Source organism: Bradyrhizobium sp. 21 (assembly GCF_023073335.1).
Taxonomy (GTDB): domain Bacteria; phylum Pseudomonadota; class Alphaproteobacteria; order Rhizobiales; family Xanthobacteraceae; genus Bradyrhizobium.
Genome location: NZ_JADPJG010000015.1, coordinates 326,794 through 339,157, shown reverse-complemented (window position 1 = coordinate 339,157; position 12,364 = coordinate 326,794). Strand labels below are relative to the sequence as shown.

12 protein-coding genes and 1 riboswitch are annotated in these 12,364 nt (G+C 64.8%); of the genes, 4 read left to right on the top strand and 8 right to left on the bottom strand.

The window, feature by feature from the left end:
• Positions 1-143 precede the first annotated feature (143 nt).
• Both IVB31_RS17625 and IVB31_RS17620 read left to right on the top strand, forming a co-directional pair.
• Positions 144-542 (top strand): SRPBCC family protein, encoded by a 399-nt coding sequence (locus IVB31_RS17625; protein WP_247324532.1) that lies wholly within the window; start codon positions 144-146, stop codon positions 540-542.
• Positions 543-734: 192 nt separating this feature from the next.
• Entirely contained in the window at positions 735-1,241 is a 507-nt protein-coding gene (locus IVB31_RS17620) for a hypothetical protein (RefSeq protein ID WP_247324531.1), read from the top strand.
• Here the strand turns inward: IVB31_RS17620 and IVB31_RS17615 are convergent.
• The 4 genes from IVB31_RS17615 to IVB31_RS17600 all read right to left on the bottom strand — a co-directional run bounded on the left by IVB31_RS17615 (position 1,238) and on the right by IVB31_RS17600 (position 5,725).
• The gene (locus IVB31_RS17615) at positions 1,238-2,683 is read right to left on the bottom strand and encodes an MATE family efflux transporter (protein WP_247324529.1); all 1,446 of its coding nucleotides are present in this window, start codon (positions 2,681-2,683) and stop codon (positions 1,238-1,240) included. The two genes, IVB31_RS17620 and IVB31_RS17615, sit on opposite strands and share 4 nt — an antisense overlap.
• Before the next feature lie 167 nt (positions 2,684-2,850).
• Positions 2,851-3,906, bottom strand: a complete 1,056-nt coding sequence (locus IVB31_RS17610) for a hypothetical protein (RefSeq protein WP_247324527.1) — start codon at positions 3,904-3,906, stop codon at positions 2,851-2,853.
• A 123-nt stretch (positions 3,907-4,029) separates the two neighbouring features.
• Positions 4,030-4,440, bottom strand: coding sequence for a PAS domain S-box protein (locus tag IVB31_RS17605; RefSeq protein ID WP_247324521.1), 411 nt, complete (start codon positions 4,438-4,440; stop codon positions 4,030-4,032).
• 178 nt (positions 4,441-4,618) lie between these two features.
• Positions 4,619-5,725, bottom strand: a complete 1,107-nt coding sequence (locus IVB31_RS17600) for a 2'-deoxycytidine 5'-triphosphate deaminase (RefSeq protein WP_247324520.1) — start codon at positions 5,723-5,725, stop codon at positions 4,619-4,621.
• Between the two features lie 110 nt (positions 5,726-5,835).
• A riboswitch (SAM riboswitch) is annotated at positions 5,836-5,915 on the top strand.
• Positions 5,916-5,985: 70 nt separating this feature from the next.
• Here IVB31_RS17600 and IVB31_RS17595 point away from each other — a divergent pair.
• Positions 5,986-7,182, top strand: coding sequence for an O-succinylhomoserine sulfhydrylase (locus IVB31_RS17595; RefSeq protein WP_247324513.1), 1,197 nt, complete (start codon positions 5,986-5,988; stop codon positions 7,180-7,182).
• 106 nt (positions 7,183-7,288) lie between these two features.
• Here the strand turns inward: IVB31_RS17595 and IVB31_RS17590 are convergent, their stop codons facing one another.
• The 3 genes from IVB31_RS17590 to IVB31_RS17580 are packed head-to-tail and all read right to left on the bottom strand — an operon-like array spanning position 7,289 to position 10,335.
• Positions 7,289-8,281, bottom strand: coding sequence for an SGNH/GDSL hydrolase family protein (locus tag IVB31_RS17590; RefSeq protein ID WP_247324511.1), 993 nt, complete (start codon positions 8,279-8,281; stop codon positions 7,289-7,291).
• A 12-nt stretch (positions 8,282-8,293) separates the two neighbouring features.
• The gene (locus IVB31_RS17585; RefSeq protein WP_247324509.1) at positions 8,294-9,064 is read right to left on the bottom strand and encodes an SGNH/GDSL hydrolase family protein; all 771 of its coding nucleotides are present in this window, start codon (positions 9,062-9,064) and stop codon (positions 8,294-8,296) included.
• The gene (locus tag IVB31_RS17580; protein WP_247324507.1) at positions 9,064-10,335 is read right to left on the bottom strand and encodes an OpgC domain-containing protein; all 1,272 of its coding nucleotides are present in this window, start codon (positions 10,333-10,335) and stop codon (positions 9,064-9,066) included. The genes IVB31_RS17585 and IVB31_RS17580 overlap by 1 nt, the downstream gene beginning before the upstream one ends.
• 180 nt (positions 10,336-10,515) lie before the next feature.
• Here IVB31_RS17580 and apaG point away from each other — a divergent pair, with 180 nt between their 5' ends.
• The gene (apaG, locus tag IVB31_RS17575) at positions 10,516-10,908 is read left to right on the top strand and encodes a Co2+/Mg2+ efflux protein ApaG (protein WP_247324810.1); all 393 of its coding nucleotides are present in this window, start codon (positions 10,516-10,518) and stop codon (positions 10,906-10,908) included.
• 300 nt (positions 10,909-11,208) lie between these two features.
• Here the strand turns inward: apaG and IVB31_RS17570 are convergent, their stop codons facing one another.
• Positions 11,209-12,216 carry an Hsp33 family molecular chaperone gene (locus IVB31_RS17570; RefSeq protein ID WP_247324505.1) on the bottom strand — a complete coding sequence of 336 codons (1,008 nt, stop codon included), beginning with the start codon at positions 12,214-12,216 and terminating at the stop codon, positions 11,209-11,211.
• Positions 12,217-12,364 lie beyond the last annotated feature (148 nt).

Sequence of the window (12,364 nt, the reverse complement as noted above, 5' to 3'; positions counted from 1 at the left end):
CCATCCAGTACGCCGCAGCTTCTCGCTTCAATCACAGCGGCCACTGGAATACTGGATCGCCCGATCAAGTCGGGCGATGACAACTGAGATGGCGGTGCTATCGCTCGCTTCTCTCCATCAATGGACTCAACCAGGATTCAACCATGGCCTCCATCCACAATGACATTCCCCTCGCCGCCTCAGCGCAGGACGTCTGGGACGCGGTGCGTGATTTCGGCGCGCTGCATCAGCGGCTGGCGCCGGGCTTCGTCACCGCATGTCAGCTCGACGGCGATGCGCGCATCGTCAACTTCGCCAACGGTTCGGTGGCGCGCGAGGTGCTGGTCGATTGCGACGATGCGCGGCGACGGCTGGTCTATGCCATCGACAACGAGCGGCTGAAACATTACAGCGCCTCCGTGCAGGTGATCGCCGAGAGCGAGACGCGATGCCGCCTGGTCTGGATCATCGACATGCTGCCGAATGAGCTTGCGGCTTACGTGCAAGGACAGACCAAGGACGCCGTGATCGCCATGCACAAGGCGTTTCCGGCGCGAACGTAACTTTTTATTTGGACATGATCTTTCCGGATAACCGCTGCACAGTTTGCGCTGACGCGGTCCTTCGGGTCCGGATCATGCTCGTGGCTGCGTGATCTTTCTCACAGAGCCCTGCCCTCACCAGCCGTAACCATGGCGGCGTGCGCCCGGTTGGCTCCGCTCTCCCGGCGGCGCCACGCACGCGAGGAGCAGGCCATGAGAGGTGCGGACAAGGTGATCTGCCAGGCGGCCGTCGTGCTGCTGATGTTTTCGATTTCGAGCACGCCGGCAAAGGCGCAGTTCCTCGGCGGCGGAGGTGCCGGCGGCGAGGACATGATGACCCAGATGGCGCCGATGCTGGAGATGATGAAGGCCAAGATGGGCAAGCGCCGCTTCGGCATGATGATGCAGACCATGGGCCCGATGATGAGCCGCATGATGGAGAATGGCGGTGGTGGTCTTGGTGGCATGATGGGCGGCGGCGGAATTGGCGGCCTCGGCGGCGGCAATCTCGGCGGCGGTTTCGGTGCGCCCAATTACGGCGGCTACGCGCCGATGGCTGGAGGCGGCACCATGCCGACGGGCATGGGCGGCATGGGCGGCGGCGATATCATGGGCATGCTCGGCGGCGCCGGCGGCGGCGACATGATGGCGATGATTCCGCAACTGATGCGGCTTGCCAATGTCGGTGCTGGCGGCCATCGCCGCCACAGGCACCGCTAGTCGGCCGCGGCCGACAGAGCAGGCCTGATCGCCGCTTTCGCCTCACGCGGTGCCCAGCGTGTCAACAGCACGCTGGAGCACGAGAGCAGGCCGAGCACGACCATCGAGCTGGCGGCCAGCCAGAAGAAGTTTTGCGCGGTGGCCTCATGCGTCGACAGCCACCAGCCGACCGCCGCGATGTAGATCAGCCGCACGGTCTGCGCCAGCACCGGGCCGATGACCTTTGCCGCCCCTTGCGATGAGAAATACATCGTCGTCGCAAGGCCGATGAAGGCGTAGAACGGCGCCACCGTCGAGAGATATTGATGGCTCGCCGCACGCACGGCCACGCTGTCGGTGAAAATATTGACCCAGAGATCCGGGAAGGTCGCAACGAGGCACGCCGGCGCGCCGACCGCCACGAAAGCGGCAGCACTGGCAATCCAGGCGATGCGCCGGGCGCGCGCAATGCGGCCCGCGCCGATCGCCATCCCGACCATCGGCACACAGGCGATGCCGAACGAGAACGCGATCGAGGTCAGCAGGAACTCCAGCCGGGCGCCGATGCCGTAGCCGGCGAGGATCGCAGTGCCGAACTTCGCCAGCATGTGGGTGAAGATCGAGATCGTCAGCACCGATTGCAGCGGCGAGAAGCAGGCGATGGCGCCCACTTTCAGGATGTCGAAAAACATCGCCCATTGAATGCGCAGGCCACGCAGTTTCGGCACGACGCGGGCGCGGCCCGAGAACAGGTACCAGCCCATGATGCAGATGTTCATGGAATAAGCGATCAACGCGCCGGCCGCGACGCCGCGCATGCCGAGCTGCGGCACCGGTCCGAGTCCGAGGCCCAGGGTGCCGCCGAGCACGACCTGCCAGGCCGCGGAGTTGAGGATCAGGAACGATGGCAGCTTCATGTTGCCGGTGCCGCGCAGCACGCCCGCCATGGTGTTGAGCAGCCAGGGCAGCACGGCGCCGCCGAAAAACACTTGGGTGTAGGCGACCGCATGCGTCAGCACATCACCGCGGCCGCCGAGCATTTCCAGAACGCGCGGCCCGAAGATCAGCATGCCCAGCATGAAGACGACGCCGAAGCTGATGCCGATCAGCATCGCATGCACGGCGAGCGTGCCGGCGCGCTCGCGATCGCCGGCGCCGAGCGCGCGCGCGATGGCGGAGGCCACCGCGCCGCCCATCGCGCCGCCCGACATCGTCATGGTCAGGATCACTGTCGGAAACACCAGCGCCATCGCGGCCAGCGCCTCGACGCCCAGCCGGCCGATATAGGAGGTCTCCGCGATCACCACGCAGGTGCCGGCCGACAGCGCCATGACGTTGGGCCAGGCAAGGCCGAGCAGCGTACGCAGGATCGGCCCGTCCAGCAGCGCGCTCTTTACGCTTCGTGGGGGCGGCGGCAGCGGACGCTCTTGTTCATCGACCGGGATTTCGGCGATGTCGGACATGTCCTCTCCGGGATGCAAGGCGCCGTTTGCGGCGCAGCAATGAGTAGGTGTGCCAATAATTTGTTCGCGCGCAGGGCGCAACGAGAGACTTGTTAGCACGAGACGCTGCGATTCCTCCTGCGCCGGATGCAGGCGTGCCCTGCGGCGGCGCATTTCAATGGGTGGAATTACCCGACCGTCCAGACCAACGGGCGATGGCCGCCCACTGTCGAGCCCAGATGCACGCCGATGTGTCGCCCGCATCCGGCAGCGAGCCCTTCCAACAGTCCCTCCAGCACCTTGGTGCAGGCGCGGTGATAATCGGCAACGTCGTCCATCAGCTTCCAGCTTTGCTGGCGGATTTCGAAGCCGCCTTCGGATTGCGTGATCTCGGCCGCATCGTCCTGCGCAGCGAACAGCGCATTGAGGAACGTCGCGAATTCGCTCGCACCGCCGCGGCCTACCGACAGCGCGGCAGCGACCTCATCGAAATATTGCATGCCGATTAGCTTGCCGGTGAGGTGCAGGAGATAGCCGGCATCCTCCGGGCCGAACAGCTGCACCATCACGGGCGCGGCAGTGCGGACATACTCCATCGCATAGTTGCGATAGGCCTTTTCGAGCCGCGGTTTTGGCCAGCTCGCGACGGGAAGCGCTGGTGCTGTCTTTGCATCGAACAGCGGCGCTTCGAGATGGCGTGCAAACACCAGCCGCTGGTCGAGCTCGAGCGGATGGTCGTATTGATGGTAATAACCTTCGAGCCCGTCCTGACCGTCGACGCTCTGCTTGGTGCAGACGAAGCCCAACCTGAGATCGCCGAGCGCGACGCCGTTGTTGGCGTGCCAGCCGCGCAGCATCGCGCGCGAGACCTCGCCCGGCACCCCGCAGATCGCGGTGCCCTTCCAGATCCAGCGCGGCGGCGGATAGCGGATCCAGGCTTTGGTGTCGCTCTCGTACATGTATTCGACATGCACGCCGCCGATCCAGTTGGACAGGTAGTGATATTGCGCGGCGGCGACGGCCGGCGGCAGATGGCTCAGCCCGAGCTTTTGCAGCCCCGGCAGGAAGCGCTCCTGCTGCTGGCGGCGGAACACGCGATAGACGAACTCCGCAGCATCCGCCGTGCCGCGACGCGTGACCACGGTGAGGATCAGGCCGGTGAAGTAGGCGTGATAGAGATCGGCGACCGCGCGCCAGCGTTGCCATTGGGCTTCCTGCAGCGCTGTGTCTGGTACGGCGGTCATGTTCGCTCCCAATCGTTGTTTTGATCGAGTGTGTCACCGCAGCCGGCGACGGACAAGCTGAGCCGCACGCAGGGCGCCCTGCACGCCGGCTCGCCAATTCCGCATCACGAATCTTGCGCGGGCTTAATTTTGCGCAGCTTTGGCGGCGCGCTCGCGTTCGACGCGCTCGGTGACGTCGCGGGCCATCGCCACCGATCCCTGCACCACTTCAGCGGCATCCCGCACCAACGCAAAGGTCATCTCGATGTAGAGCTTGCGTCCATCCCTGTGCAGCGCGCGGGTCAATGTCGGCTTGCCCGCAAGCTTCATCGCGCCGCTGGCAAGCGCGGCCTCAAAACCCTTCCAGTGCGCGGCGCGCAGATGTTCGGGAATGATCAGGTCGAGATTCTGGCCCAGCGCTTCGTCCGCGGAGAAGCCGAACAGTGCGGACGATGCGCGATTCCAGCGCATGATCGTGCCGGAGCGATCCGAATAGATCAGCGCGTCCGCGACGTCGTCGAGGATTTTTGCGTCGAGTTGGGATTGAGCAATCATCTCGCCACCTCGGACATAGCCCGAATTTCACTTCTCATCCTGACACAGATTCGGTGTCATCGCCCGACTTGATCGGGCGATCCAGTATTCCAGAGGCGGATGTTTTCGAGCCGATAGGCTGCGGCGTACTGGATGCCCCGGTCAAGCCGGGGCATGACAGCGGAGGGTGAGGCTATCCCTACACCCGGAAATGCTTGCTCAGCTTCAGCCCCTGCGCCTGGTAGTTGGAGCCGATGCGCTGGCCGTACATCGCGTCGGGGCGGGCCAGCATCTTCTCGTAGACGAGGCGGCCGACGATCTGGCCATGCTCGAGGATGAAGGGCACTTCGCGCGAACGCACTTCGAGGACGGCGCGCGATCCCAGCCCGCCCGCACCGGCATAGCCGAAGCCGGGATCGAAGAATCCGGCATAATGCACGCGGAATTCGCCGACCAGCGGATCGAACGGCACCATCTCCGCGGCGTAATCGGGGGGCACCTGCACCGCCTCTTTCGACGCCAGGATATAGAACTCGCCGGGATCGAGGATCAGATTGCCGTCGGGACGCGCGGGGATCGGCTCCCAGAAATCGTCCACCGCGTAGCCGGCGCGGCGATCGACGTCGATGACGCCGGTGTGGCGCTTGGCGCGGTAGCCGACGAAGCCGCCGCTCTTTTCGCCGGAGAGATCGACGGAGACGGCGACACCGCCGGTGAGATCGGCATCGTCGAGGTCGACGAGACGCTCGGTCGCGTGCAGCGCCTCGAGCTCGTCGATGTTCAGGATGGCGTCACCGGTGCGGAAGCGCACTTGCGACAAGCGCGAGCCCTCGCTGACCAACACAGGAAACGTCTTCGGGCTGATCTCGGCATAGAGCGGACCGTGATAGCCGGCACCGATCATGTCGAAGCGGCGGGTGCCGTCGGCGATCACGCGGGTAAAGACGTCGAGCCGGCCGGTCGAGCTTTTCGGGTTGGCGGCCGCGACGATCTCCGGCGGCAGTGCGAGGCTTTCGAGCAGCGGCACGATGTAGACGCAGTTGGTCTCCAGCACCGCGCCGTCGGCGAGGCTGAACTCGTGCAGCTTCAACTCGTCGATGCGCTCGGCGACGGTGGCGCCGGGGCCGGGCAGGAAGCTGGCGCGGACGCGATAGGCGATGTCGCCGAGGCGCAGATCTAGGCTCGCCGGCTGGATCTGGCTTTCGACGAAATCGTAAGCGGGCAGGATGAGACCGCCCTCCGCCATCGCCGCGATCATGCGGTCGGGCAGGATACCATTGGCGTCGGCGGCGACCGTGAACGTCAACCGAGGGTCCTCATCAGGGGGCGAATGCAGCCCGACATGCGGGAAATATCAGCGTTTTACGGCTATCCGATGGACGTCTTGACGGAAAGGGCATTGCGGAATATGAGCATGACTTATCCCGTGGTGATTTGAGCCGGCCGGCTTGCAGCCACGTTAAATAAGTCGCTAAACAGGCCGGGGACCTCTGTGATCCCGGCCTGTGGAAATATTCCAGGCCGGTTTTTTGTGACCATTTTCGATGGTCACGCAGAGGAGGTCCTATGTCGAAGTCCCCGACGCCAACCGCGCACTACCGTCCCGAAACCCGTCTGGTCCATTCCGGCACCCTGCGCTCGCAATATGGCGAGACGTCGGAGGCGCTGTTCCTGACCCAGGGCTACGTCTACAACAGCGCTGAGGAGTGCGAGGCGCGGTTCAAGGGCGAGGACCCCGGCTTCATCTATTCGCGCTACTCCAACCCGACCATTGCGATGTTCGAGCGCCGCATGATCGAGCTCGAAGGCGCCGAAGCCGCGCGATCGGCCGCGACCGGCATGGCCGCGGTGACGACCGCGATCCTGGCGCCGCTGAAAGCCGGCGATCACGTGGTGGCCTCGCGCGCGCTGTTCGGCTCGTGCCTCTACGTCATCCAGGATTTGTTGCCGCGCTACGGCATCGAGACGACGCTGGTCGACGGCCTCGATCTCGACCAGTGGCAGCGCGCGCTCAAGCCGAACACCAAGACGTTCTTCCTGGAGAGCCCGACCAATCCGACCCTCGACGTGCTCGACATTCCCGGCATTGCCGAGATCGCGCACAGCGGCGGCGCGCGGCTCGTCGTCGACAACGTGTTCGCGACGCCGATCTGGCAGAGCCCGCTCGCGCTCGGCGCCGACGTCGTGGTCTATTCCGCGACCAAGCACATCGACGGCCAGGGCCGCTGTCTCGGCGGCATCATCCTGTCCTCGGAAGCCTTCATCGCCGAGCACATCCACAATTTCATGCGCCAGACCGGCCCGTCGATCTCGCCGTTCAACGCCTGGGTCCTGCTCAAGGGCCTGGAGACGCTGGCCGTGCGCGTGCGCGCGCAGACCGAAACCGCGGCGCGCATCGCGGACGTGCTGGCGAGCCATCCGAAGATTTCGCGGCTGGTTTTCCCCGGCCGCGCCGATCATCCGCAGGCAGCCCTGGTGAAGAAGCAGATGCGCGGCGGCTCGACGCTGGTCGGCTTCGAGGTCAAGGGCGGCAAGCAGGGGGCGTTCCGCGTGCTCAACGAGCTCAAGCTGGCGAAGATCTCGAACAATCTCGGCGACGCCAAGAGCCTCGTCACGCATCCGGCGACCACGACGCATCAGCGCCTCAAGCCCGAGGATCGCGCCGCACTCGGCATCAGCGAGGGCTTCATCCGCTTCTCGGCGGGGCTCGAGCACGCGGACGATCTGATCGAGGATCTGACCGCGGCGCTGGAGAAGGCATGAGGCAAGTAGGGTGGATTAGCCGAAGGCGTAATCCACCAACTTCGTTCCACATTCGCTGAAGCATGGTGGGTTACGGCTTCGCCTAACCCACCCTACAGCACCTCGCCTACATCGGCCGGTAGGTCCGCACATCCCCCGGCACGTTGACCCCGAGCTTGATTTGGCCGACGGAGCGGATGATGTCGTCGCCGAGGAGCTGGGCGAAGCAGGCGTAGCCCCAATCGTTCATGTGCAGGCCGTCGGCGATGACGAAGCTCTCGACCGGAATCGCCTGCTTCTCGTGCCAGTCCCGCATCACCTCGAAGCGCGGGAAGATGCCGACGTGGCGGAGCTCGGCGACCTTGCCGAGCAGCTTCACCATCTTGCCGGCGCTCTCGGCGCGCTGGTTGACGGCCGGCGAATATTGCGGATCGACCAGCACGATGTCGGCATCGCCGGCCGCCTGGATGCGGCTGATGCCATCCTCGACCATCTTCGCGGTGTCGCCGGGATCGAGATTGCGCAGCACGGCGTTGGTGCCGACCTGCCAGATCACCAGATCCGGATGCACGTCGATCACCTCCTTCTGGAGCCGCTTCATCATCTCGGGCGCATCCTCGCCGCCGACGCCGGCGTTGACGACCGTGATGTCGGCGGTCGGATATTGCCGATGAAGCTGGGCGGCCAGCCGGTTCGGATAATTGAACTCCGGCGAGCTCGCGCCGAATCCCGCGGTCGACGATGAGCCGAACGCGACGATGACGACGGGCTTGCCGGCGACGAGCTTGCCCGCAACATGCGGGAGCGTGCCCATCGCCTTCGAGCCGCCCTTCGGCGACAGGCAGGGGACACGGTTGAAGACGTCGCCGGCGGATTTCGCGACCTGCTTCACCTTGTCGATGGCGCGCGCGGTAATGCCGCGCTGGTCGGGGGACGTCGCCGCCACGGTGGTCTGCGAGGGCAAAGCGGAAGCGGGATTAGCCGACTGCTGCGGGGCGGGCGTTGCCGGCGCGGCCTGCGCCTGCGCGCGCGACGGCGAAGCCGGAACCAGCGACAGCAGCAAAGCTGCCGCGGACGCAGCCAGCCATGCCGTCAGGCAAAAAGGGCGGAAAGAACTCATTAACGCTAGACCTCAATTTTGCTGCTGGGCCGGCTCCAGATGGGCTGCGTCAATCACGAACTGTGCCAACGCCCGGCCAAGGCAGTCATGGACCTGTTTCGCCAGCTCAGGCCCGCGCGACGGGCTGAACAGGTCGAACTGGCCCTGATCATTCCACTGCCGCATGATCGCGAAGCGATCGAACAGCGGGATATCATGCTCCTGCGCCACCACCCGCATATTGTCGAGGTATGGCGGCACCGAGATCATGGTTTCGGTACGCGGGCTGTACTGCAAGTTCATCAAGACGACGTCCGCCCCTGCCTTTTGCAGCACGGTAACCCCTTCGGTCACCGCGCCACGAAAATCGTCGGGATCGATGGCTCGGATAGCATCCACGGTCCCGGTCTGCCAGATAACCAAAGTAGGTGCTTTTGCTTCCATCAGCTTAACGAAGCTGGCGGCCGCCTCCTCGGCCGTCTTCTTGCTCTGTATTTCTACGGAGACGTGCACGGTCTCGGACGGCGGCAGCTTGTCCTTCAGAATGGCCTGCATGCGCGCCGGATAGGAGGCGTCCTCGGAGGCTGGAATCGTGGTCGAACGGCTGCCGATGACCAGAATTTCGAGCGGCTTGCCGGCCTTGACGGCATCGGCGACCTTGGGAAGCTGGCTTTCGCTGGTGAGCAGATAGGATGGCAATTCGCAGGCTGCGGGAGCAGCAGGCGCAGCATCGCCCGCGCGCGCCGGCGGCGCGGCGAGGCTACCGCATAGCAGGATCAGGCTCAGGAGAACCTTCGCCTTCATCAGCCCCCTCCCGCCATATCGGCGTTGCTGACGGCGATTTTGGTTTTCGCACCGCTCTTGTCAGCTACGCGCTTATACCACGAAATCACCCAGGCCACGCCCCACATGATCAGGATTCCGGAGAGACTAATCACCGCATGCATGACTGCGCCGCCGGAGACCTCGGCCAGGATGAAATGACCGGCGAAGGCGAGGAAGACGCCGAGGCAGAAGATTTCCAGGGAATGCGAGCCGCACAGGATGAGCGGCCGCAGCCAGGGCGATTTAAGGCCCGGCCAGTCCCGCGGCAGGAAGCGCACAGTGAGCGCGGCCAGCGCCAGGAAATGCGTGAAGCGCAGCACGTCGAGATCGGTCTTGTCGATCGGATACATCCACTGTTCCAGCCGCTTCGGCATCAAATGGGAGAGCTGCGGCACGTACCAGGTCAGCGTCACGTAGAACGCCGCGACGATATAGGCGATCGAGATCCACATCGTCACCGGTGACGCCAGAATACGTGACATGCGCCGCGCACCTCCGAGCGCGCACCAGGCCCCGAAGACGAAAAGCAATTGCCAGGCCAGCGGGTTGAAGGCCCAGAAGCCGTTCGGATAGGCGGAGAAGTAGAGGTCGTATTCCCAGGTCACCGCGTAGAGCGCGACCGAGAGGCCGAGCGTGAGATCGGGCTTCCATTTCATCGACCACAGGATCAAGGGCAGCGCCAGCATCAGCACGATGTAGAGCGGCAGCACGTCCATGTTGACGGGACGGAAGCGCAGCAGCAGCGCCTGCACGATGGTGACGTCGGGCTGCTTGAGGAAATCCATGATGCCCATCTCTTCGGTGTAGAGCGGGTTCTCGAAGCTGGTCGCGACATAGGAGATTTCGGCGAGGAAGATCGTGAACAGGAAGACGTGGGCGACGTAGATCTGCCAGACGCGGCGCATGATGCGCGCGGTGGCGATGACGATGCCGGACTCCAGCATGGCCCGGCCGTAGACGAAGGCGGCGGTATAGCCGGAGATGAAGATGAAGATCTCGGTGGCGTCGCTGAAGCCGTAATTGCGGATCGTGAACCAGGTCAGGAGACTCGGCGGCAAATGGTCGATGAAGATCAGCCACAGCGCCAGGCCGCGGAACAGGTCGAGCCGGAGCTCGCGCTCGCCGATGGCCGGCAGCGAAATGGCCGGCGCGGCGGCGCGCGGCTTGACCCCCGCGGATTTGGCCTCCACGGCTTTGGCGCCCGCGGTTCCCGCGATCGTCGAGCCAGTCACTTGGTCGGCAATGGTCATCGGGGCCTAAAAACCCTTCCGCAAATCGCGACGTGTCAAGGAGTGTACCGATCCGGTCGTCGTCTCGCAAAGCGGCCGGATCACATGCGGGTGTACTTCCCTTCGAATTCTGGCGGGACGATGTCGCCAAAGGCGCCTCCGGCGTTTGGTTCCCGGGGGAATTTCGGTATGATGGCAACCATGTACCGCGCCGTGACCCGCCACATCGAAGTGACCGTCGAGCCGAACTTTGTTCCGGAACAGTCGTCGGCCGACCGTTCCCGCTACTTCTGGTCCTACACCATCGTCATCACCAATTCCGGCGACGAGACCGTGCAGCTCAAGACGCGGCACTGGATCATCACCGACGCCACCGGCCGGCAGCAGGAGGTGAAGGGCGAGGGCGTCGTCGGCGAGCAGCCGACGCTCGCCCCCGGCGAACGTTTCGAATACACCTCCGGCGTGCCGCTCACGACCGCCTCGGGCTTCATGACCGGCCGCTACCAGATGGTCAGCGCAGGCGGCGAACGCTTCGAGATCGACGTGCCGACGTTCTCGCTGGACAGCCCGGACAACAAGCGGGTGTTGAACTAGGGGGCGGGCGGCGTTTCCGGGGCGTCACTCATTCTCGTGTCCCGGACGCGCTGCAACGCTTTTGGCGTTGCGGCGCAGAGCCGGGACCCAGAAGGCAACACGGGTGTAGCGCGGTGAGATGGCCCCCCGGCTCTGCAGCGCACCGCTGAAGAAGCGCTGCGCTGCGTCCGGGGCACGACGGCGAGATGCCGCGCACACTCCATCCACATCGTCATTGCGAGCGCAGCGAAGCAATCCAGAATCTTCCCGCGACGGCAGACGGGATTGCTTCGCTTCGCTCGCAATGACCAGGATGGCGCGTCAAGCGTTCTCCACGCCCGCCTCGTCCGGCGTGAAATCGTACACCGAGCTACAGAACTCGCAGGTCACGACGACCTTGTCGTCCTTGACCATGGCGGCGCGGTCGTCGGGCGAAAAACTCTTCAGCATGGAGGCGACCGCATCGCGCGAGCAGGAGCATTGCGCCTTGAGGACCTGTGGATTGAACACGCGCACGCCGCGCTCGTGGAAGAGACGGTAGAGCAGCCGTTCGCCGGAGAGCTCGGGATCGATCAACTCGACGTCTTCGACGGTGTCGATCAGCGCGCGTGCCTCGACCCAGGCATCGTCTTCAGCAACGCTGTGCACCTCGACGCCTTCGGGCGCATCGCCGGGATGCAGATCGGCCTGCCGAGCCCGCTCCGGGGCCTTCGGCAGGAACTGCATCAGCATGCCGCCGGCACGCCAGCGATGCTTGCCGCCGTCGTTCGAGCGCCACTCCTCGCCGACCGCGAGGCGCACGCGCGTCGGAATCTGCTCGGAGCGCAGGAAATATTCGTGAGCGGCGTCTTCCAGGCTGCCGCCGTCGAGCGCGACCAGGCCCTGGTAGCGGCTCATGTCCGGGCCCTGGTCGATGGTCATGGCGAGATGACCGTGGCCCAGCAGCGCGCCGGAATCCTTGGTGTCGCCGAGGCGCGCGGCGTCGAAACGTGCATAGGCACGCAGGCGATCCGGCGCCACGTAATCGACGACCAGGAACGACACCGGACCGTCGGTCTGGGCCTGGAGGATGAAGCGGCCCTCGAACTTCAGCGCCGAGCCGAGCAGCGTGGTCAGCACGATGGCCTCGCCGAGCAGCTTGCCGACGGCAGCAGGATAATCGTGCTTGGTCAGGATCTCGTCGAGCGCCGGACCAAGCCGCACCAGGCGGCCGCGCACGTCGAGCGCGTCGACCTCGTAGGGCAGCACGGCGTCGTCGATCGGAACCGCTGATGGTGCGCGAACCGGGCCTTCAGGCCCGGTTTTCATGTCAGGAGATTGGGAAACCATGTCGCTTATCTGGGGTCGGAGGGCGGAAATGGAAGGGGGCGCGAGGGCGGTGTGTTCCTGATGCAGGTCGCATGTATGCAGCCACCTCACACTCGGTGTCGTCCTGGCTTTCGCCAGGACGACGATCCAAACCTACTTCGCCGTGCCC

Excerpts from the sequence above, each read along its gene's own strand:
- IVB31_RS17625 (WP_247324532.1), top strand. The coding sequence starts at position 144 with ATGGCCTCCATCCACAATGACATTCCCCTCGCCGCCTCAGCGCAGGAC.
- IVB31_RS17620 (WP_247324531.1), top strand. The coding sequence starts at position 735 with ATGAGAGGTGCGGACAAGGTGATCTGCCAGGCGGCCGTCGTGCTGCTG.
- IVB31_RS17615 (WP_247324529.1), bottom strand. The coding sequence starts at position 2,683 with ATGTCCGACATCGCCGAAATCCCGGTCGATGAACAAGAGCGTCCGCTG.
- IVB31_RS17610 (WP_247324527.1), bottom strand. The coding sequence starts at position 3,906 with ATGACCGCCGTACCAGACACAGCGCTGCAGGAAGCCCAATGGCAACGC.
- IVB31_RS17605 (WP_247324521.1), bottom strand. The coding sequence starts at position 4,440 with ATGATTGCTCAATCCCAACTCGACGCAAAAATCCTCGACGACGTCGCG.
- IVB31_RS17595 (WP_247324513.1), top strand. The coding sequence starts at position 5,986 with ATGTCGAAGTCCCCGACGCCAACCGCGCACTACCGTCCCGAAACCCGT.
- IVB31_RS17590 (WP_247324511.1), bottom strand. The coding sequence starts at position 8,281 with ATGAGTTCTTTCCGCCCTTTTTGCCTGACGGCATGGCTGGCTGCGTCC.
- IVB31_RS17585 (WP_247324509.1), bottom strand. The coding sequence starts at position 9,064 with ATGAAGGCGAAGGTTCTCCTGAGCCTGATCCTGCTATGCGGTAGCCTC.
- IVB31_RS17580 (WP_247324507.1), bottom strand. The coding sequence starts at position 10,335 with ATGACCATTGCCGACCAAGTGACTGGCTCGACGATCGCGGGAACCGCG.
- apaG (WP_247324810.1), top strand. The coding sequence starts at position 10,516 with ATGTACCGCGCCGTGACCCGCCACATCGAAGTGACCGTCGAGCCGAAC.
- IVB31_RS17570 (WP_247324505.1), bottom strand. The coding sequence starts at position 12,216 with ATGGTTTCCCAATCTCCTGACATGAAAACCGGGCCTGAAGGCCCGGTT.